Source organism: Halomonas sp. NyZ770, assembly GCF_020616575.1.
Taxonomy (GTDB): Bacteria; Pseudomonadota; Gammaproteobacteria; order Pseudomonadales; family Halomonadaceae; genus Vreelandella; species Vreelandella hamiltonii.
Map to the genome: position 1 here is coordinate 2,766,765 of NZ_CP085143.1, position 21,905 is coordinate 2,788,669.

Consider the following 21,905-nt stretch of genomic DNA (forward strand, 5'->3'; position numbering starts at 1 on the left):
ATCAAAATCCTATTGTTATTAGCCCTTTACGGAGCCTGCCGTGAGCCCACGCACGAAGTATTTGCCCGCCAGCACGTAGACCACCAGCGTCGGTAGCGCGGCAATCATGGCGGCGGCCATGTCGACGTTGTATTCACGTACGCCTGTGGAGGTGTTGACCAGATTGTTCAAGGCCACGGTGACCGGCTGGGTGTTATGGGAAGAGAACGCCACACCGAACAGGAAGTCGTTCCAGATCTGGGTGAACTGCCAGATCACCGACACCACGATGATCGGCGCCGACACCGGCAGCAGAATGCGCCAGAAAATACGAAAGAACCCAGCCCCGTCCAGCTTGGCCGCCGACACCAGCTCGTTGGGAATGCCCACGTAGAAGTTGCGGAAAAACAGCGTGGTAAAGGCGATACCGAATACCACATGCACCAGAATCAAGCCCGCCCGCGAGCTGGAAAGCCCCAGCCAGCCCAGGGTTTGCGCCATGGGCAGCAGCACCACCTGAAACGGAATGAAGCAGCCAAACAGCATCAGCGCGAAGACAAGTTCAGAGCCCTTGAAGCGCCATTTGGTCAACGCATAGCCGTTCAGCGCGCCCACGGCGGTGGAGATCAGCACGGCGGGGATGACTATGGCAAAGGAGTTCCAGAAGTAGCCACCCACGCCCTCGCAGCGCATGCCGGTACACGCCTCGCCCCAGGCTTTGGCCCAGGGTTCGAGCGTCGGGTTTTGCGGCAGCGACAGCAAGGTGCCTGCGCTGATTTCGCTGAGTGGCTTGATGGAGGTCATCAGCATGACCACCAGCGGCAGAATGTAAAACAGGGCCGCCAATGCCAACACGCCATAAAGCACCCCGCGCAGCAGCCGCGCGCCCAGCGTTTGGCGACGAATCACGTTAGCCATGTTTGCGGCTCCTCAATTCGGAGTAGAGGTACGGAATCAGGATGGCCAGCACGCCCCCCAGCATCAGCATGGCGCTGGCCGACCCCAGCCCGATCTGCGCCCGATTGAACGCATGGGTATACATGAACGTGGCCGGCAGGTCCGTTGCATAGCCCGGGCCACCGCCGGTGAGCGCCACCACCAGATCAAAACTCTTGATGGCGATATGCGCCAGAATCATCACCGCGCTGAACACCACCGGACGCAGGCAGGGCATCACCACCCGCCAGTAGATGCGCGGCAGGCTGGCCCCATCGAGCTGGGCGGCCTTGACGATGCTGTCGTCGATACCACGCAGCCCCGCCAGAAACAGCGCCATCACGAACCCGGAGGCCTGCCAGACGGCGGCAATCACCAGGGTGTAAATGGCCATATTGGGGTCCACGATCCAGTCAAAGCGAAACGACTCGAAGCCCCAACTGCGCACCATGGCTTGAATGCCCAGCTGCGGGTTGAGCAGCCACTTCCACACCACCCCCGTGACGATGAACGACAGCGCCATGGGGTAGAGATAGACCGTGCGCAGCGCGCCTTCCTGGCGAATCTTCTGGTCCAGCAGAATGGCCAGCAGCGCTCCCAGCACCAGGCAGATCAGTATGAACAGCGCGCCAAATACCATCAGGTTGGTGGAAGCGACCCACCAGCGCTCGTTGGCCATCAACCGGGCATACTGGCCAAAACCGACGAACTGGTAGCTGGGCAGCATGCGTGAGTTGGTCAGCGACAGCACGAACGTCCATAGCATGAAGCCATAGACAAAGAACAGCGACACCGCGACAGAGGGCGCCAGCACCAGCTTCGGCAGCCACGCCTGCAGCCGACCGGACGCCGTAGGCGGCAACGCGGCACGCGTAGTAGGTTTCGTCATGGGAATTCCTCACCCGTCATCCGTCGGCGCCGCCATTGCGGCGGCGCCGATCACCAAGGTCAAGCGCGTTTGGCGCTTCGCGTCAGGGTGACGTGATCAAAAGGCCGCTGCCTGGGCGGCGCTGACCATCCGCTGGGCGGCTTGTTCGGCGGGCATGTTGGCGTCATTGAAGTAGTTGGTCACCACATCGAAGATGGCGCCCTGCACATCCGCACGCACGGCCATGCCATGGGCTATGCTGGGCACCAGCCCGCCCTGCTCGGCAGTACGCTGGAAATCTGCCAGCGACTGCTGTGCGCAGCTGTCGAAATCGCTCATGTCCAGGTCAGGCCGCGCGGGGATGGACCCCTTGGCCAGGTTGAAGGCTTCCTGGAAGGTAGGTTCCAGTACCAGCCGTGCCAGCGTGTGCTGGGCATCCCGCTCCTCGTCATCGGTGACACGGAACATGGCCAGGCTGTCGATATTGAAGGTAAAGGCGTCTTCGCTACCCGGGGCGGCAGCACACAGGTAATCTTCTCCCGCCGTCAGGCCCGCTGCGGTGAACTCGCCTTTCGCCCAATCGCCCATCAGTTGAAAACCGGCGGCTCCCTCGATCACCATGGCCGTGGCAATGTTCCAGTCGCGCCCCGGCATGCCTTCATCCATCAGGCTACGCAGGCGTTTGAAATCTTCCAGCGCGGCAACCATCTGCTCGCCCCCCAGGGCTTCCGGGTCCAGCTCCACCAGCGCCTGCTGATAAAACTCGGTGCCCTGGCTGCCCAGCACTACGCTTTCGAACACGGTGGCGTCCTGCCACGCCTGGCCGCCATGGGCCAGCGGCACGAAGCCCGCTTCACGGATTGCTTCTCCGGCAGCAAACAGTTCTTCCAGCGTGGTGGGCATCTCGACACCTGCGGCCTCCAGCACGTCCGGGTTGGCCCACAGCCAGTTGACCCGATGCACGTTGGCGGGGACGGCCACGTACTGGCCGTCGTAACGCATGATATCGGCCACGATGCCCGGCAGCAGGTCGTTCCAGCCTTCGGCCTCAGCAACGTCGTTCAAGTCACCCAGCAGGCCAAGCTCGCCCCACTCTTGAATTTCCGGCCCTTTGATTTGTGCAGCCGACGGCGGATTGCCCGACATGGCCCGAGACTTCAGCACCGTCATGGCGGTTTCACCGCCGCCCCCGGCCACGGCGAAATCCTGCCAGCCATAGCCTTCGGCTTCGAGCAGCTCCTTGAGCACGTTGGCGGCGCGGGCTTCACCGCCGGAGGTCCACCAGTGCAGCACTTCCACCTCGCTGGCCTGGGCAGTACTTGCCATGGCCGTTCCAGCCGCCAGGGCCAGCGCGAGGGCAGATTTTTTGAAGACGGGTGAGGGAATACGCATGAGATAGCTCCTGCTGTTGTTGTTATGAGGTGTCATGAAGAACACAGAGTGCCGCGCCACCTGCACAACCCAACTGGCAGGCAGCGGCTCATGGCAGAGTACGTCACCCTACGTCACAACGGGAGTTACCGAATCCTGCATAGTATTACAACCTTGTAATAGTCAGGCTTACAGGGTTGTCACGGTGGGTTGGCGCGGCAGGGTCAAGGTGGCCACGAGGCCCCCTGCGGGGTGGTTGGCCAAGCGAATGTCGCCGCCATGGGCACGAGCAATGTGCCGCGCAATGCCCAGGCCCAGCCCACTGCCCCCGGTATGGCGGCTGCGCGAAGCTTCCAGGCGTACGAAGGGGGAGAACACCCGCTCCCTCTGTTCCGCCGGGATACCGGGGCCACGATCATGAATCTGAACCTTGACCTCACCCGCCTGCTCCTCCAATACCACGTTGGCGTGCTGGCCGTAGAACACGGCATTCTCCAGCAGGTTCGCCAGGCACCGCTTCATGGCCAGCGGCTTGACGGTCAGCGGCGGCACCTGACCACTGATCCGCACGTCGCTCCCCTGCACACGCAGCTCGTCTGCCAACGCCTCGAGAAGCGCCGTCATGTCAGTGGGTTCGGGCTCTTCGTGGAGGTCCAGCCCTTTCACAGAGGCCAGCGCGCCCTTGACCAGCTCCGCCAGTTCATCCAGTGAGGCGCAGAAGCGCTCTCGCTGCTGCGGGTCATCGAGCATCTCGGCCCGCAAGCGCAGCCGGGTGATGGGCGTTTTCAGGTCGTGGGAAATCGCCGAAAAGAGCCGTTCGCGCTCTTCTACCTGCTCACGAATACGCCGCTGCATGCGGTTGAAGGCAACAGCGGTGGCCGCCACCTCTCTGGGGCCGCTCTCTCTCAGCGGCGGGCTGTCCAGATCATCGCCCAGCCGACGGGCTGCACGCGACAGCCTTGCCAATGGCCGGGTCACGCTGGTGATGCCCAACAGCGACAGCGCCAGCACGGTCAGTAGTACCACCAGCCCCGCCAGCAGACGCTCTTCAGAGAGCCAGCGGTAACCGCTGAAAATGTCCGGTACGCCCAGCAGGGTCGCCACGTAGAGCCAGGTATCCGGGGCCAGCTCCAGTTGCACCACCAGAATGGGCGGCGACAGCGGCTCCATCAGCAGGCTGTGCTGGCCCCAGCGCGGCGGCAAGTCGTAGAGCAGCACTTCATTATTGAATACCCGCAGGGTCTCGGGGCGGGAGAACTCCACCACGACATCGTCGATCGACAGTTGCTGGGTGAGGATCGTGTGGACATTGTTCACCACCACCGCTTTTTCGGGGCCGCTGCCAATGTCCTCCACGGGGATGCGCCGCTGGTTGACGCTGACAAAAAAGCGCGTGCCTCCCATGTTGCGCAGCTGGTCGAGCACGATATGGCGATAGTCCACCGGCAGCGAACGAAAAAAGCGCATGGTGGACGCAATGCTGAAGGCCATGTTACTGGAGAGCTCATCGAGCTGCTCCAGCTGGCTAGCGCGCATTTGCGAGGTCCAGATCGCGTAGCTGGCCACCTGGGCGGCCAGTACTCCTGCAATCATGATGATCACGAAACGACCGCGCAGGCTGGCAGGCAGCCAGCGTCGCCAGCGCTTCACAGGGCGGTGTCTACCTGAGCGGTCAACACGTAGCCCGCCCCGCGCACCGTACGAATCAGCTGCGAATGCTGGGCATCTTCACCCAGCCGCTGGCGTAGCCGACACACGTGCACGTCGATGGAACGGTCCAGAGGCGGGGCGTCTCGGCCCCGAGTCAAGGCGTACAGGTCGTCACGGGTAATGACTTGGGCGGGACGTTCCAGAAATACCTGAAGCAGCTGGAAATCGGCCCCTGACAGAGCCGTACGCTCGCCCGCCTGGTCCACCAGCTCACGGGTCATCCGGTCCAGCTGCCACTCGCCAAAGCGCACCCAGCGAGCCTCCTGAGGGCTCACTGCCGTGCGGCTTCGACGCAGCACGGCCTTGATACGCGCCAGCAGCTCACGGGGGTTGAAGGGCTTGCCAAGATAGTCGTCGGCGCCTAGCTCCAGCCCCAGAATACGGTCGGTATCGTCCGCACTGGCGGTGAGCATGATGATCGGCAGGTCGCTGTGCTTGCGCAACTCGCGACAGATGGTAAAGCCATCATCCCCTGGCATCATGACATCGACGATCAGTAAATCCGGCGTCTGCTCGGCAAGCTGCTGATAGAGCGCCTGCGCTCCTTCGGCCGTGAACACCCGATAACCGTGGCGCCCCAGATAATCCGCCAGCAGCTCACGGATTTCCGGGTCATCATCGACCACCATCAAGGTCGCAGGCGTGGTTGTCATCGTGGAAAGCGCCCCTGGGTTGTTATCGTTTTAGGGGCTAGATGATGGTGGAGCGCTGTCGCTACCGCAAGCGGCTCTCGACTAAGGTGGCAGAGCTAACCCGACAGCCCGAAACGCTCAGCCAACCACTGGGCCACCGCCGCTTCCCCGTGATGGCCAATGCGCCGGGCATCGGGCACACGATCGAACAGCGCCGGGTGGGCGTTGGCCATGACCTGCGCCTCCCCGGCCAGGGTCAGCATCTCGGTGTCGTTGAGGTTGTCGCCAAAGGCGAGACAGTCGGCGGCGGTGAGGCCCAATGACTCCAGCAGCGCCGCCAGCGCAACGCCCTTGTTCACCCCGCCCGCCATGATCTCCAGTGAGTCCACCGTGGAGTAGGTGATGTGCAGCCCCTCACCGTGTGCCGCGTGGGCCTGGGCCTCCAGCTCGGCCAGCGCCTGGGGGTCACCCAGATAGAGCACCTTGCCCACCCCGTGGCGGTCCATCTGTTCGGGTGGCACCACGTCATAGGTGAACCCGGTGGAGGCGTGCAGCGACAGCAGGTGCGGCGCTTCGGCATCGACATGCCAGCCATCATCTCGATACAGGCTCAGGCGCACCTGCGGGGGCCTGGGCAGATGAATCAAAGTGTGTGCATGTTCAGGTGCCAGGTGAGACGCGCTGATCAAGCGGTCATCCGGGGCGTGGGTGTAAGCACCGTTGGTGCTGATCAAATGGGCCGGAATGGCCAGTTCCTCACGAAACACCCGCATGTCGTGGTAGTGACGGCCCGAGGCCAGCGCCACATGGTGCCCCTGTTGCACCAGGGCGCGCAGTACGTCTACCGTGCTGTCGTGTAACCGGTGGTCGCTACCCAGCAGCGTACCGTCCAGGTCGGAAACAATCAGGCGTGGGGTCATACAGGCTCCTTGGGCGTGGCGCATGAAGTGAGCCTCAGCTTAACCGATTCATCCGCAAGCGGGTAAGTCATTGACCCGCCTGAGCGGGCGTGACTTACCCAAGGGCAACGATTGGCGCGGCCAACGGGAATCCGTATAGTGGCACCCTACTCTCGCCAACTGATCGAACACATGCTTCAAAATAACTCCCTGCTTGCCCAGCTCAAGCAACAGATCCGTGAAACCACTCCCCGCGCCGAAGGGGTGATCAAAGCCACCGAAAAAGGCTTCGGGTTTCTTGAAACCGACAGCGGCGAATCCTATTTCGTGCCGCCGCCTGCCATGAAGCAGGTGCTCCACGGCGACCGCGTCGAAGCCGTGATTCATGAGAACGGCGACAAAAAATCCGTCGAGCCGGAGAAGCTGATCGAAGCGGGCCTGGACCGCTTCATCGCCCGCGTGCAAAAGCGCGAAGGCCGCCTGGCAGTGGTGCCCGATCACCCCTCGATTCGCAATGTGCTGAAAGCCCGCATCAAGAACAGCCTGGACGAAGACAGCATTGGCGACGGCGACTGGGTCGTGGCGCGTCTGGTGCGTCACCCGCTCAAGGAGAACGATCGCGGCTTCTTTGCCCAAATCGACGAGCTGGTCGCCAAGGTCAACAACCCCGCCGTGCCGTGGCGTGTCACCCTGGCGCGCCACGCGCTGGAGCAGGAGTGCCCGGATGCCGGTAGCGACTGGCCGCTGCGCGATGAGGGCCTGACTCGGGAAGACCTGACGCAACGCCCCTTCTTCACCATCGATGGTGAGAAGACCCGCGATATGGACGATGCCCTGCACGTGGTGGCGCGTCCGGAAGGCGGCTGGCAGCTGAGCGTGGCCATTGCCGACCCCACGGCGTATGTGGATGAGGAGCACGCGGCCGACCTGGAAGCGCGTGTGCGTGCCTTCACGGTTTACCTGCCAGGCCAGAACGTCACCATGCTGCCGGAGCAGCTGGCCGATGACCTGTGCTCGCTGTGGGAAGGCCAGGAGCGCCCGGCCCTGGCGTGTACGCTGGACATCAACGCCGACGGCAGCCTGGGCGACTACCGCTTCTTTGCCGCCAACGTGACCTCCCACGCCAAGCTGGTGTACGAGCGCGTCTCTGACTGGATCGAAGGCCAGGGCGACTGGGCACCGGCCGAAGAGATTGCCGAGCAGCTCAAAGCGCTGCAGGCCATGACGGAAGCCCGCACCGCCTGGCGCAACGAGCACGCGCTGGTGTTCAAGGACCGTCCGGATTACGTGTTCGATCTGGACGAAGCAGGCAACGTGCTGGGCGTGCGTACCGAAGACCGGCGCATCGCCAACCGCATGATCGAAGAGTCGATGATTGCGGCCAACGCCTGCTGTGCAGACTTCCTGGCCAGCCATATCGGCCACGGCATCTTCAACGTGCACCGCGCCTTCGAGCCCGAAAAAGCCGAAGCGGCCCAGGAGTTCCTCGCCAGTCAGGAGATCGACGTGGCCCAGGAAGCACTGACCGAGCTGGCGCACTACAAAGAGCTCAAGCGCGCACTGGAAAGCCGTGACGACGCCTGGCTGGATGCCCGCCTGCGCCGTTTCCAGGGCTTCACCAGCATGTCGGCCCAGCCTGGCCCACATTTCGGCCTGGGGCTGCCCGCCTACGCCACGTGGACCTCGCCGATCCGCAAGTATGGCGATATGGTCAACCACCGCTTGATCAAGCGCGTGCTCAAGGGTGAACAGGCCCCGGCAGAGGCCAGCCAGCAGCTCACCGAGCAGCTCACCGAACGCCGCCGCCTGAACCGTATGGCCGAGCGTGACGTGAAAGATTGGCTCTACGTTCGCTACCTGACCCCGGCAGCACAGAACCAGGATACCTTCGAGGCCGAAATCATGGCCATCAATCGTGGCGGCATGCGGGTGCGTCTGATCGAAAACGGCGCCACGGCCTTCGTGCCAGCCCCCTTGATGCATAGCGACCGCGACAAGGTGGTGATCGACGATAAAGAGGGCCGCATTCAGATCGAAGGCGAAGAGCGCTTCAAACTGGGCGACAGCCTGCGTGTCTCGCTCACGGAAGCCCGTGAAGAGACCCGCTCGCTGGTGGCGAAACCCGCTGTTTAATCACTCATTTGCAGCCCAGCGTCTGCTAACGCCACGGTTCGTCCGTGGCGTTTTTATTTCTACCGCGCCAGGATATTGTCGCAGAATTGACGTATTTCTTCCCTAAGGTGATTCTTTGACCCTTATGTGGCTCGGAGGTTACCTTGCATATCACCGATGTGACCATGTTCCACGCCCCAGCAAGTGGCGGGGTTCGCACCTACTTGCAGGCCAAGCATCGCGTGCTCTCCCGAACAGCAGGCCTGCGCACAAGCCTGCTGGTGCCTGGAGCTGAGCGTGATAGCTTAGGGGATCACCATACGTTGCCAGCGCTGCATCTACCTCTTGGCCAAGGCTATCGATTTCCAGTCCGCCGTCGCCCTTGGCAAGATGCGCTGATCAATCTCTCCCCCACGTTGATCGAAGCAGGCGACCCTTACGTCACCGCCTGGGCAGCGCTGGAAGCTGGCCAACACTTGGGCGTGCCAGTCGTGGGGTTCTACCACTCTGACTTACCTCACTTGATGGGTGACCGATTTGGCCGCCATGTTCGTCAGCGGCTGGTTCGCTATGTGGTGGACCTTTACCAGCGTTTTGATAGCGTGCTGGCGCCGTGCCACGCCATGGCTGAACGCCTGACTGAATGGGGTGTTCCCAACGTACGCGTGCAGTCACTAGGGGTCGATCTGGAGCAGTTCCATCCCTCTCGACGCGACCCCGACTTTCGAGCAGCCATGAGCATTCCTGAGAATAAGAAGCTGCTGATTTTTGTTGGCCGCTTCTCTCGGGAAAAAAATATCGATGTGCTGCTAGCCACCATGCGAGCACTTGGCAGCGACTACCATCTGCTGTTGATGGGCCCTGGAATGCCCACCCAAGTGCCAAGGAATGTCACGGTGGTGAACCGTTGCTGCGGAAGCCATGAGGTCGCCAGGGCGCTTGCCAGCAGCGATGCGATGCTGCATGCGGGGACTCGGGAAACCTTTGGACTGGTGGCACAGGAAGCAATGGCCAGTGGCATACCAGTGATTGGCGCCCGGGCGGGCGCACTGATGGAAAACGTACCGCTTGGAGCCGGGGTGCTCTGCCAGCCACTTGACCCAGCCGCGATGGCGGACGCCTGTTCCGCGCTGTTTCGCAATGACATTGTCGCCAGCGGACGCTTCGCACGCCACTATGTGGAGCGTCAGTTCAGCTGGGATAGCGTGATTGGCTCGCTGCTCACACACTATGTCGACCTCTGTGGACTCGAACAGCCCCATGCCCTCGCCCTCCGTCGCTAAACCTCAACGACTGCTGCGCTTTCGCTCGCTTCACGGTGTGCTACTGCTAGCGGCTCTGGTGGCACCGCTGGTACTGACGTCGCTTGCAGGAGGCAGACAGGCATTCGAACACGTAGCGCAGTTCCCTCTGGGCCTGCTGCTGCTCATGTTCGCCATGGCGGCGCTATGCTGGAATTTGAACGCCACCCGTCTGCGCCTGATGCTCAACGGCCGTGCTGGTCAGCTTGGTCAGCGTGGTGCGCTGGGCATTGAACTGGCTGCCAAGTGCGCACTATGCGCAACGCCCGGCGGCAGCGGCGGCCCGGCCACCTTGCTGCTGCTACTTGCCCAGCGGGGATTTTCTCCCTCAAAAGGCGCAGCGGTGTTCCTCATCGACCAGGGGTGCGACCTGTTGTTCTTTCTGGTGATGCTCAGTGGCTTGGTGGCAATATCAGTTTTCGGTAACGCCCAATGGCCGCACCAAGGGTTGATTCAGCTTTCGCTACTAGGACTCGTGCTGTTAGCGGTAGGTGTCTCGCTGATGATGAGCTACCTACCCAAGTTGCTGCGGACTCGTCGTCAATGGCTGATCGGAGTGTTGGCATGGCTCCGCCCTGGCCGCAGGCGCTGGCTGGTCCGGCGACTGTTGCGCTGCCGCTACGCGCTGCGTATCACACTGGCACTACCTAACGCCACGCTGGCAGCCATGCTGGTGCTGACGGCCATGCACTGGCTGCTGCGCTACAGCTTGCTCTATCTGGCGGTGATTGGCATCGGCGGGCATGCCGATTGGCTTTGGACCTTTCTAACCCAGATGCTGGCCATGGCTGCCAGCCAGTTCAGCTTTCTTCCTGGCGGTGCCGGGGCTGCTGAAGTGGGGGTGGGAAGCCTGCTGCTACCCTTGATGGAACGTGAGCAGGCCGCGGCCGCCGTATTGGTGTGGCGGCTCATCAGCTACCACCTTTATCTTGCTGCCGGAGCACCGCTGCTACTGCTCTACAGCACTCGCCTATTGCGCCAGGGTTGACCCACTCCAATACTCCGACAGCCTTCATAAAACGCAAAAAGGGCACCCGAAGGTGCCCTTTTTTAGCGCTCTGAAAAAGTACGCGGCTTACCAGCCGGTCACTTCTTTCAGTGCATCGCCAATTTGCGCCAAGGAGCGTACGGTTTTGACACCGGCGTCTTCCAGGGCAGCAAATTTCTCGTCGGCAGTACCTTTACCGCCAGAGATGATGGCGCCTGCATGGCCCATACGCTTGCCAGGAGGTGCTGTCACACCGGCAATGTAGGAAACCACCGGCTTGGAAACGTTGGCCTTGATGTAGGCCGCGGCTTCTTCTTCAGCGGTGCCGCCGATTTCACCGATCATCACGATCGCTTCGGTTTTCGGGTCCTTCTCGAACATCTCCAGGATGTCGATGAAGTTGGAGCCCGGAATCGGGTCACCACCGATGCCGACACAGGTAGACTGGCCGAAACCGTGGTCAGTGGTCTGCTTGACCGCTTCGTAGGTCAGAGTACCGGAACGCGATACGATGCCCACTTTACCCGGCTGGTGAATGTGACCCGGCATGATGCCGATTTTACATTCGCCCGGGGTGATCACGCCGGGGCAGTTCGGGCCGATCAGACGTACGCCCAGCTCGTCGCATTTTACTTTCGCTTCGAGCATGTCGAGGGTCGCGATACCTTCGGTGATGCACACGATCAGCTTGATGCCAGCGTTGGCCGCTTCAAGGATCGAGTCTTTGCAGAACGCTGCCGGTACGTAGATCACGCTGGCTTCTGCGCCGGTTTTCTCGACCGCTTCTTTCACGGTGTTGAACACGGGCAGGCCCAGGTGCGTCTGGCCGCCTTTGCCCGGCGTAACACCGCCGACCATTTGCGTGCCATAGGCAATCGCCTGTTCGGAGTGGAACGTGCCCTGGCCACCGGTGAACCCTTGGCAGATGACCTTGGTGTTCTTATCGATCAGGATACTCATTACTTGCCCTCCGCTGCTTTGACAACCTGCTGAGCCGCGTCGGTCAGACTGGTAGCAGCGATGATGTTCAGACCGCTGGACGCCAGCTTCTCAGCGCCCAATTCAGCGTTGTTACCTTCCAGGCGAACGACGACCGGCACGTTGACGCCGACTTGCTCAACGGCACCGATGATGCCTTCGGCAATCATGTCGCAACGAACGATACCGCCGAAGATGTTCACCAGAACGGCCTTGACGTTGTCGTCAGACAGGATGATCTTGAACGCTTCGGCTACGCGCTCTTTGGTCGCGCCGCCGCCAACGTCCAGGAAGTTGGCCGGCTTGCCGCCGCTCAGGTTGACGATGTCCATGGTGCCCATGGCCAGGCCAGCGCCGTTGACCATGCAACCGATGTTACCGTCGAGGGCCACGTAGTTCAGTTCCCACTTCGCGGCGTCGGCTTCACGCTGATCTTCCTGGGAAGGATCGCGCATCGCCTGCAGGTCCGGGTGACGGTACAGGGCGTTGCTGTCGAGGCCCAGTTTGGCGTCCAGGCAGTGCAGGTTGCCTTCGTCGGTGATCACCAGCGGGTTGATCTCGAGCAGCGCCAGATCCTTGTCGTGGAACAGCTTGGAGAGACCCAGGAAGATCTTGGTGAACTGCTTCACCTGATCGCCTTCCAAACCCAGCGCGAACGCCAGCTCACGCGCCTGGTAGGGCTGTGCGCCGACCAGCGGATCGATTTCGGCCTTGAGGATCTTTTCCGGCGTCTCTTCGGCGACGGTTTCGATCTCGACACCGCCTTCGGTGGAGGCCATGAACACGACGCGACGAGTGGTACGGTCAACGACCGCGCCCAGGTACAGCTCGTCGGCGATGTTGGTGCAGGTCTCTACCAGAATCTTGGCAACCGGCTGACCTTTTTCGTCAGTCTGGTAAGTGACCAGGTTCTTGCCCAGCCACTGCTCGGCGAAGGTTTTGGCTTCTGCCGGGTCCTTGATCAGCTTGACGCCGCCCGCTTTACCGCGGCCGCCAGCGTGAACCTGGGCTTTGACGACCCACATGTCGCCGCCGATCTTTTTGCACGCTTCTACTGCTTCTTCGGGAGTGTCCACGGCAAAGCCTTTGGACACTGGCAGACCATAATCGGCAAACAGCTGTTTACCTTGATACTCGTGAAGGTTCATCGATTCATGCCATTGGTTGCATGTGACTCGAACGATGATCAGCTGGCGTGACAGTGTATCTGTACCGCCCTGACCATCCCCGTACTTTCAGTGGCCAGCACATTACCGCGCGGGGCTGAAAGTGTTGCGCCACCTGACGGTGGCGCTTGGTTGTTGCTTAGCGAATTACTTGCGCTTCTTACGGTTCGCCATATGAATCGCATGGCCTTCTACCGCAAGAGCAGCTTCGTGCACGGCTTCCGACATGGTCGGGTGCGCGTAGCAGGTCAATGCCAGGTCTTCGGCGCTGGAGCCGAATTCCATGGCGATCACGCCCTGGGCGATCATCTCACCGGCGTGCTGACCCACGATGTGCATACCGAGAATACGGTCGGTTTCCGCATCGGCAATGATCTTGGCGCTGCCTTCGGTGGCGTTGTTGGCCATGGCACGGCCGCTGGCTGCGAAGGGGAAGCTACCGGTCTTGACTTCGATACCCTTGGCCTTGGCGTCCTGCTCGGTCATGCCGACCCAGGCTACTTCCGGGAAGGTATAAATGACGCTGGGGATGGTGTCGTAGTTCATCTCGGCCTTGTGACCGGCGATGATGTCCGCCACCATGATGCCCTCTTCAGAGGCCTTGTGGGCCAGCATCGGGCCACGAACACAGTCGCCAATCGCGTAAACGCCCGGCACGTTGGTACGGCACTGGTCGTCCACGAAGATGAAGCCACGCTCGTCCAGCTCGACGCCCACGCCATCGGCCACAACGCCTTTGGTATAAGGACGACGGCCGACACATACGATCAGCTTGTCGAAGGTGATTTCCTGCTCGCCGTCAGCATCGGTGTACTTGACGATGACTTCTTCACCGTTGGTCTCGGAGCCGGTCACACGGGCGCCCAGTTTGATATCCAGGCCCTGCTTCTTGAGCAGTTTCTGAGTCTCTTTGGCAATCGTGGTGTCGACCATCGGCAGGAAGGAGTCCATCGCTTCCAGAACGGTGACTTCAGAACCCAGACGGTTCCAGACGCTGCCCAGCTCCAGGCCGATGACACCAGCGCCGATCACGCCAAGGCGCTTGGGCGTTTCCTGGAATTCCAGTGCGCCGGTAGAGTCGACGATCAGGCCTTCGGTCAGCGGCGTGGGCGGAATTTCCACCGGCACGGAGCCTGCCGCGATGACGATGCTGTCGGCGTCGTAGGCGGTGGTGTTGCCGTCCAGATCGGTGACTTCGACCTGCTTGCCAGATACGACCTTGCCGGTACCTTCGATGGCGGTCACGCCGTTGGCCTTGAACAGGCCAGAGATGCCGCCGGTCAAGTTCTTAACGATCTTGTCCTTGCGGGCCATCATTTTCTTGACGTCCATGGTGACGTCACCGGCTTCGATACCCATGTCGTCGAAATCGTGCTTGGCTTCAACGAACTTGTGCGACGCTTCAAGCAACGCTTTGGACGGGATACAGCCTACGTTCAAGCAGGTGCCGCCGTGGACGACCTTGCCTTCCTTGCCAATCCATTTTTCAACACAGGCGGTTTTCAGGCCCAGCTGCGCAGCGCGGATAGCCGCTACGTAGCCACCAGGGCCAGCACCGATAACGATCACATCAAACTTGTCAGCCATGTTGGCTCCTTTAGCTTGGTTGCCCCCTCCCGAGTTGATCTAAACCGGGCAGGAGGCAAAGTGCGATTGCAGAGAACGTTTCATCAACAGCGAAGGCGGATCAACGCGCTTCGTTATACGTCCAGCAGCAAGCGAGCCGGGTCTTCCAGCAGCTCTTTGATAGTCACCAGGAATCTTACCGCATCTTTACCGTCGATCATGCGGTGGTCGTAGGAGAGCGCCAGATACATCATCGGGCGAATCTCGACCTTGCCATTCACCGCCATGGGGCGATCCTGAATCTTGTGCATGCCCAGGATAGCGGTCTGCGGCGGGTTGATGATCGGCGTCGACATCAGTGAACCGAAGGTGCCACCGTTGGTGATGGTGAAGGTACCACCGATCATGTCGTCCATGCCCAGCTTGCCGTCACGGCCACGCTTGCCGAAATCGACGATGCTGCGCTCGACGTCAGCGATCTTCATGCTGTCGGTATCACGCAGTACCGGTACCACCAGGCCACGGTCGGTGGAGACGGCGACACCGATATCCTGATAACCGTGGTAGACGATGTCGGTGCCGTCGATGGAGGCATTGACGTCCGGGAAGCGCTTGAGCGCTTCGGAAGCGGCTTTTACAAAGAAGCCCATGAAGCCCAGTTTGACATCGTGGGTCTTCTGGAAAGTGTCCTTGTACTGGGCACGCAGGGCCATGATTTCCGTCATGTCCACTTCGTTGTACGTGGTCAGCATCGCCGCGGTCTGCTGTGCCTGAACCAGGCGCTTGGCGATGGTCTGGCGCAGACGGGTCATCGGTACGCGCTTCTCTTCGCGCTCACCCGCCACCGCCGGAGCCGCCGCAGCCTTGGCCGGCGCAGAGGACTTGGCAGCTTTCTTGGCCGAACCATCCTTGACGGCTTTCTGAACGTCTTCTTTCAGAATGCGACCGCCTTTGCCGGTACCTTCGATCTTGGAAACGTCCAGATCGTGCTCGGCAACCATCTTGCGAGCAGCCGGTGCCAGCACTTTGTCACCTACCTTCTCATCGGCGCCTTCATCGTCAGCGTCGTTGGAAGCGCTGCTAGAAGAAGAAGCGCTGGCCTGGTCACTGCCACCGCCTTCTACGAAGGTTGCCAGAATCGCTTCGGACTCAACCTGGCTGCCCTCTTCTGCCTTGATTTCCGCCAGGGCACCATCTGCAGGCGCCACGACTTCCAACACGACCTTGTCGGTTTCGATGTCGGCCAGCACTTCATCACGCTTGACCGCTTCGCCTACTTTCTTGTGCCAGGTCGCCACGATGCCTTCCTGAATGGACTCAGGGAAGCTGGGCGCCTTCACGTCGTGCTGCTTGCCACCGGCTGGCTTGGCGGCTTCTTTGGACTCGGCCTTCTCGGCGCTGTCATCGCTGGCGGCACTCTCTTTCTTGCTGCCAGCACCGCTCGCTTCGCCGATCTTGCCCAATACCTGCTCGGACTCGACGGTATCGCCTTCTTCGGCCATCACGTCGGTCAGGGTTCCCGCTTCCGGTGCGACGACTTCAAGCACCACTTTATCGGTCTCGATTTCAACGATCAGCTCGTCGCGTTCGACGCTGTCACCCGGCTTCTTGTGCCACGCGGCCACGGTGCCTTCGGCAACGGATTCCGGAAAGGTTGGCGCTTTGATATCAGTAGCCATGTCGTTTCCCTTATATGTTCTCTAAGCCTGGCGGACGCTTAAATATTAAAAGCGTCTTCCACCAGCTGGCGCTGCTGTTCAGTGTGGACGGACATGTAGCCCGCTGCCGGAGCAGCCGAGGCAGGACGCCCTGCGAATTTCAACTCACGACCCAGGCCGTCTTTCAACAGGTCGGCCACGGCACGCATGTGGTGCTGACTGGAGTACCAGGCGCCCTGATTCAGCGGCTCTTCCTGACACCAGACGATGTCTTCCACATTGGCATATGCCTGGAGCACTTCCAGAAGCTCTTCTTTCGGGAAGGGGTAAAGCTGCTCAAGACGAAGGATGATCGTATCGTCACGCTCGTTCTCAGCACGCCAGTTGGCCAGATCATAGTAGACCTTGCCAGCGCACATGATCACACGAGTGACTTTCTCGGCATCCAGGTTGCCCTGGTCGGGCAGCACCATGTGGAACTTGCCATGGGCCAGATCTTCGAGACTGGACACGGCTTCCTTGTGGCGCAGCAGCGACTTGGGCGACATGACCACCAGCGGCTTGCGCAGCGGGCGAATCACCTGACGGCGCAGCAGATGGAAAATCTGGGCAGGCGTCGTCGGTACGCACACTTGCATGTTGTGCTCGGCGCACAGCTGCAAGAAGCGCTCAAGGCGTGCCGAAGAGTGCTCGGGGCCCTGGCCTTCGTAGCCATGGGGCAGCAGCATGGTCAAGCCGCACAGGCGGCCCCACTTGGTCTCACCAGAGGATATGAACTGGTCGACCACGACCTGGGCACCGTTGAAGAAGTCACCGAACTGCGCTTCCCAGATCACCAGATCGTTGGGAGCCGTGGTGGAGTAGCCATACTCGAACGCCAGCACGGCTTCTTCCGACAGGAAGGAGTCGTGGATGGTGAAGCGGGGCTGACCATCGGCCATGTTCTGCAGCGGCACGTAGGTCGTCGCGTCTTTCTGGTTGTGCACCACCGCATGACGATGCGAGAACGTGCCACGGCCAACGTCCTGACCGGTAATCCGGATCGGGTGGCCTTGATCCAGCAGCGTGGCATAGGCCAGCGTTTCGGCGAAGCCCCAGTTGAGCCCCATGCCGCCCGCCTGCATCTTGCGGCGGTCTTCATAGATCTTGGCGACCTGACGCTGTACTTCGACACCGTCGGGGATCTCACACATCTTCGCCGCCAGCTGTTGCAGGCGTTTCATGTCGAAGGTGGTGTCGGCATTGCCGGTCCACTCATGGCCCAGGTAGGGAGCCCAGTCGACGAACAGCGACTTGTTGGGTTCCTGAACCAGCGCGTTGGCCACGTGATTGCCTGCCACGAGATCATCGCGGTAGGTTTCCACCATGGCTTTGGCGTCGTCTTCGGACAGTACGCCCTGCTCGATCAGGCGCTGCGCATACAGCGTGCGTGAGGAGGGGTGGTCCTTGATCTTGGCGTACATCAGCGGCTGGGTGCCCGATGGCTCGTCGGCCTCGTTATGGCCGCGACGGCGGTAGCATACCAGGTCGATGACGACGTCTTTCTTGAACTGCTGACGGTAATCCAGGGCCACTTGGGTGGCGTGAATGACCGCGTCCGGATCATCGCCGTTGACGTGGAAAATCGGCGCCTGAACCATCTTGGCAATGTCAGTACAGTATTCGGTGGAGCGTGCATCGGCCGGGTTGGAGGTCGTGAACCCCACCTGGTTGTTGATGACGATGTGTACCGTACCACCGGTCTTGTAGGCGCGGGTCTGGGACATCTGGAATGTTTCCATGACCACACCCTGCCCCGCGAAGGCAGCATCGCCATGAACGTTGATCGGCAGCACTTTGCTTCCGTCAGCGTCGTTGCGGCGATCCTGGCGGGCACGAACCGAGCCTTCCACCACCGGCGCGACGATTTCGAGATGCGACGGGTTGAACGACATGGCCAGGTGGACTTCGCCACCAGGCGACATGACGTTGGAGCTGAAGCCCTGGTGGTATTTCACGTCACCAGAACCACGCTCGATGACTTTCTTGCCATCGAATTCGTCGATCAGATCCGCAGGGTTCTTGCCCAGGATGTTGACCAGCAGATTCAAGCGGCCACGGTGGGCCATGCCGATCACGACTTCCTTGGTGCCGTAGCCACCGGCGCGCTGAATCAGTTCGTCCATCATCGGTACGAACGACTCGCCACCTTCCAGGCCGAAGCGCTTGGTACCCGGGTACTTGGAGGCCAGGTAGTTTTCCAGACCTTCCGCAGCCGTCAGGCGCTCCAATACGTGCTTGCGCACGTCATCGCTGAACTTGGGCGCGCTGCGTACCGATTCGAAACGACGCTGCAGCCAGCGCTTCTCTTCGGTATCCACGATGTGCATGATTTCGCAGCCGATGGAGCGGCAGTAGGTCTGCTCCAGCGCGTCGACGATCTCGCGCAGCGGTGCTTTATCAATACCCAGGAAGAAAGAACCTGTCTGGAACTCGGTATCAAGATCAGCTTTGGACAGCTGATGGAATGACAGGTCGAGGTCGGGGACGGGGGTGGGATTACGCAGACCAAGCGGGTCGATATTGGCCTTTTGATGGCCACGGAAGCGATACGCGTTGATCAGCTGCAGGACTTTGACCTGCTTTTTGTTTTCACCGCTGTCGGACGCGGCGACTACCCGGCCTGGGCGACTTTCACGGCCAAGCTGGTAGAACTGATCACGAATGGGGCTTAGTGGAACATCGTGGGAGGCACTGCCTTCAGCACGCGGCAACTGATCGAAATAGCTGCGCCACTCGTCTGAGACAGAATCAGGATCGGCGAGGTACTGCTCGTAAAGCGCTTCCACGTAGTGGACATTGCCACCACTAACGTGAGAGGAACGCCACATCAACTCCATTATGCCTTGTTGCATCTCTCGGTCACCCTGCACTGATGGGGTGGTATCGGCATCGCTGCATGCGTGCAACGACATCGCTATTGCCCTGCCGGCGGGGCGGGACGTTTGCCGGCGGCGCCGACCTGAGGCCGGTAGCCCTTGTTCATACACGTATGATGACGCGTTTCATTACCAGTTCATGCTCAAAAGCCGGTACTCGTCGCACCGGCTTTTAAACTTGGCTGATCCATGGTGCGGCGCGTCGCCGCACCATGACAGCCCCTATGATAACAAGCGAAGCGCCACGATTTAAGTAGCTTTGTGATGCAACTTACGTGGTAGTCGCTTTTTTTTCACAGGATTAATGAGTTACGTCGCATCTGCGAGCAACATTTCACGAATTTTACCAATTGCACGAGTCGGATTCAGACCTTTCGGGCATACCGCCACGCAGTTCATGATGCCGCGGCAACGGAATACCGAGAACGGGTCTTCCAGGCTGGTCAGACGCTCACGCGTGGCGGTATCGCGACTGTCGGCCAGGAAGCGGTATGACTGCAGCAGACCCGCCGGGCCCACGAACTTGTCCGGGTTCCACCAGAACGACGGGCAGGACGTGGAGCAGCAGGCACACAGGATACACTCGTACAGGCCGTCCAGCTTGTCGCGCTCTTCTGGCGACTGCAGACGCTCGATGGCGGGCGCTGGCGTGTCGTTTTGCAGATACGGCTGGATGCGCTCGTACTGCTTGTAGAACAAGCCCATGTCCACGACCATATCACGGATGACCGGCAGGCCAGGCAACGGACGCAGAGTCAGCTTGTTGTTTTTCACGACGTCCGACAGCGGCGTGATGCACGCCAGGCCGTTCTTGCCGTTCATGTTCATGCCATCGGAGCCGCACACGCCTTCACGGCAGCTGCGGCGATAGGCCAGGCCACTGTCCTGCTCTTTCATCAGGTGCAGTACATCCAGCACCATCAGATCGCGACCTTTGGTATCGACCTGGAACTCCTGCATGTAGGGCGCGGAGTCGGTTTCCGGGTTGTAGCGATACACGGATACCTGAAGATTTGACATGGTGTCTCCCTCTCGTCGGTGCGGAGATTAGTAGGTGCGAACCTTCGGCTCGAACGTATCGACTGTTTTCGGCTTGAAGTTGACGTCGCGCTTCTTCAGCTCTTTGCTAGCCGGGAAGTAGAGCGAGTGTTTCAGCCAGTTGACATCATCACGGTCGGGGTAGTCGTAGCGCGAGTGGGCACCACGGCTCTCTTTACGCTCAAGGGCAGCAATCGCCGTTGCTTCTGCCACTTCCATCAGGTTGTCCAGCTCCAGCGCTTCGACACGGGCAGTGTTGAAGGCGTTGGACTTGTCCGGCAGGTGCGCATTGTCGATGCGGCCACGCAGTTCCGCCAGCTGTTTGACACCTTCCTGCATGTTTTTCTCTTCACGGAATACACCGAAAGAGTTCTGCATGATGCTTTGCAGCTCGGCCTTGAGCTCAGGAATGCTTTCACCGCCTTCAGATTCGTTCCAGCGAGTGATGCGCTTCATGGCGGTTTCGATGTCCGACTCGGAGGCATCCAGATATTCGATACCTTCGTTCAGCGCGCCTTCGATGAACATGCCCGCAGCGCGACCGAAGACCACCAGATCCAGCAGCGAGTTGCCGCCCAGACGGTTGGCACCGTGTACCGATACACAGGCAGCTTCGCCACACGCGAACAGACCGTTGACGATCTTGTCGTTGCCGCTCTCGTCCTGGGTGATCGCCTGACCATGAATGTTGGTCGGGATACCGCCCATCATGTAGTGGCAGGTCGGTACGACCGGAATCGGGTCCTTGGCCGGGTCGACGTGAGCAAAGGTCTTGGAGAGCTCGACGATGCCGGGCAGACGCTTGCCAAGTACTTCTTCGCCCAGGTGATCCAGCTTCAGGAACACGTGGTCGCCCTTCTCGCCACAGCCGCGGCCTTCGAGGATTTCCATGACCATGGAACGCGCCACAACGTCACGGCCCGCCAGGTCTTTGGCGTTGGGCGCATAGCGCTCCATGAAACGCTCGCCATCCTTGTTGACCAGGTAACCACCTTCACCACGGCAACCTTCGGTGACCAGCGTGCCCGCACCGTAGATACCGGTCGGGTGGAACTGCCACATTTCCATGTCCTGCATCGGGAAACCAGCGCGCAGCGCCATGCCGATGCCGTCACCCGTGTTGATCAGGGCGTTGGTGGTCGACGCGTAGATGCGTCCGGCACCGCCGGTCGCCAGCACGGTGGCTTTCGACTTGACGTGCACCACTTCGCCGGTTTCGATACACATGGCGATACAGCCCACCACGTCACCGTTGGCGTTCTTGACCAGATCCACCGCGTACCACTCGTTCAGGAACGTGGTGTTATTCTTCAGGTTGTTCTGGTACAGGGTGTGCAGCAGCGCGTGACCGGTACGGTCGGCGGCGGCGCAGGTACGTGCGGCCTGACCACCTTCACCAAAGTTCTTGGACTGACCACCGAACGGACGCTGATAGATGCGGCCATTGTCGAAACGCGAGAACGGCAGGCCCATGTGCTCGAGTTCGAAGACGGCCTTGGGGCCTTCTGAACACATGTACTCGGCAGCGTCCTGGTCAGCGATATAGTCGCCGCCCTTGACGGTGTCATACATGTGCCAGCGCCAGTCGTCGTTCGGGTCGGCAGAGGCAATCGCACAGGTGATACCGCCCTGAGCAGAAACCGTGTGGGAGCGTGTCGGGAACACTTTGGACAGTACCGCTGTCTTTTTACCGGACTTGGCCAGTTCAAGAGCGGCACGCAGGCCAGAGCCACCGCCACCCACAATGATGGCGTCAAACGTCAGGCTACGAAGGTTAGACATAGA

At 60.7% G+C, this 21,905-nt stretch carries 16 protein-coding genes; 3 read left to right on the forward strand and 13 right to left on the reverse strand.

Translation table 11 applies throughout. From position 1 onward, the window contains the following. Positions 1-18: 18 nt before the first annotated feature. The 6 genes from LG409_RS12820 to LG409_RS12845 form a co-directional block, all read right to left on the reverse strand. Positions 19-897, reverse strand: coding sequence for a carbohydrate ABC transporter permease (locus LG409_RS12820; protein WP_039176323.1), 879 nt, complete (start codon positions 895-897; stop codon positions 19-21). Continuing rightward, entirely contained in the window at positions 890-1,804 is a 915-nt protein-coding gene (locus tag LG409_RS12825) for a carbohydrate ABC transporter permease (RefSeq protein ID WP_016914519.1), read from the reverse strand. The genes LG409_RS12820 and LG409_RS12825 overlap by 8 nt, the downstream gene beginning before the upstream one ends. 96 nt (positions 1,805-1,900) lie before the next feature. Continuing rightward, positions 1,901-3,175 carry an ABC transporter substrate-binding protein gene (locus LG409_RS12830; RefSeq protein ID WP_227406830.1) on the reverse strand — a complete coding sequence of 425 codons (1,275 nt, stop codon included), beginning with the start codon at positions 3,173-3,175 and terminating at the stop codon, positions 1,901-1,903. 168 nt (positions 3,176-3,343) lie between these two features. Continuing rightward, complete coding sequence (locus LG409_RS12835; RefSeq protein WP_227408122.1) at positions 3,344-4,747, reverse strand: sensor histidine kinase; 1,404 nt, start codon at positions 4,745-4,747, stop codon at positions 3,344-3,346. Between the two features lie 53 nt (positions 4,748-4,800). Then, entirely contained in the window at positions 4,801-5,517 is a 717-nt protein-coding gene (locus LG409_RS12840) for a response regulator (RefSeq protein WP_227406831.1), read from the reverse strand. 95 nt (positions 5,518-5,612) lie between these two features. Continuing rightward, complete coding sequence (locus LG409_RS12845; protein ID WP_039176336.1) at positions 5,613-6,416, reverse strand: Cof-type HAD-IIB family hydrolase; 804 nt, start codon at positions 6,414-6,416, stop codon at positions 5,613-5,615. A 171-nt stretch (positions 6,417-6,587) separates the two neighbouring features. Between LG409_RS12845 and LG409_RS12850 the strand changes: the two genes are divergently transcribed. The 3 genes from LG409_RS12850 to LG409_RS12860 all read left to right on the forward strand — a co-directional run bounded on the left by LG409_RS12850 (position 6,588) and on the right by LG409_RS12860 (position 10,796). Next, a complete protein-coding gene (locus tag LG409_RS12850; protein WP_227408123.1) occupies positions 6,588-8,528 on the forward strand; it encodes an exoribonuclease II in 1,941 nt (646 codons plus the stop codon). A 143-nt stretch (positions 8,529-8,671) separates the two neighbouring features. Then, positions 8,672-9,790, forward strand: a complete 1,119-nt coding sequence (locus LG409_RS12855) for a glycosyltransferase family 4 protein (protein WP_039176340.1) — start codon at positions 8,672-8,674, stop codon at positions 9,788-9,790. Beyond that, complete coding sequence (locus LG409_RS12860) at positions 9,768-10,796, forward strand: lysylphosphatidylglycerol synthase transmembrane domain-containing protein (protein ID WP_227406832.1); 1,029 nt, start codon at positions 9,768-9,770, stop codon at positions 10,794-10,796. Before LG409_RS12855 ends, LG409_RS12860 begins: the two co-directional genes overlap by 23 nt. An 87-nt stretch (positions 10,797-10,883) precedes the next feature. On the opposite strand, the gene sucD is transcribed toward LG409_RS12860, so the two are convergent. The 7 genes from sucD to sdhA form a co-directional block, all read right to left on the reverse strand. Then, positions 10,884-11,756 (reverse strand): succinate--CoA ligase subunit alpha, encoded by an 873-nt coding sequence (gene sucD, locus LG409_RS12865; RefSeq protein WP_016914525.1) that lies wholly within the window; start codon positions 11,754-11,756, stop codon positions 10,884-10,886. After that, positions 11,756-12,922, reverse strand: coding sequence for an ADP-forming succinate--CoA ligase subunit beta (gene sucC / locus LG409_RS12870; protein ID WP_016914526.1), 1,167 nt, complete (start codon positions 12,920-12,922; stop codon positions 11,756-11,758). Before sucC ends, sucD begins: the two co-directional genes overlap by 1 nt. 165 nt (positions 12,923-13,087) lie before the next feature. Continuing rightward, positions 13,088-14,527, reverse strand: coding sequence for a dihydrolipoyl dehydrogenase (gene lpdA, locus LG409_RS12875; protein WP_039176345.1), 1,440 nt, complete (start codon positions 14,525-14,527; stop codon positions 13,088-13,090). Positions 14,528-14,640: 113 nt separating this feature from the next. Then, positions 14,641-16,185 (reverse strand): 2-oxoglutarate dehydrogenase complex dihydrolipoyllysine-residue succinyltransferase, encoded by a 1,545-nt coding sequence (gene odhB, locus LG409_RS12880; protein ID WP_227406833.1) that lies wholly within the window; start codon positions 16,183-16,185, stop codon positions 14,641-14,643. Positions 16,186-16,223: 38 nt separating this feature from the next. Further along, positions 16,224-19,058 carry a 2-oxoglutarate dehydrogenase E1 component gene (locus LG409_RS12885; protein WP_039176946.1) on the reverse strand — a complete coding sequence of 945 codons (2,835 nt, stop codon included), beginning with the start codon at positions 19,056-19,058 and terminating at the stop codon, positions 16,224-16,226. Positions 19,059-19,391: 333 nt separating this feature from the next. After that, entirely contained in the window at positions 19,392-20,102 is a 711-nt protein-coding gene (locus tag LG409_RS12890) for a succinate dehydrogenase iron-sulfur subunit (protein WP_016914530.1), read from the reverse strand. Between the two features lie 27 nt (positions 20,103-20,129). Next, positions 20,130-21,902, reverse strand: coding sequence for a succinate dehydrogenase flavoprotein subunit (gene sdhA / locus LG409_RS12895; protein WP_016914531.1), 1,773 nt, complete (start codon positions 21,900-21,902; stop codon positions 20,130-20,132). Positions 21,903-21,905: the final 3 nt, after the last annotated feature.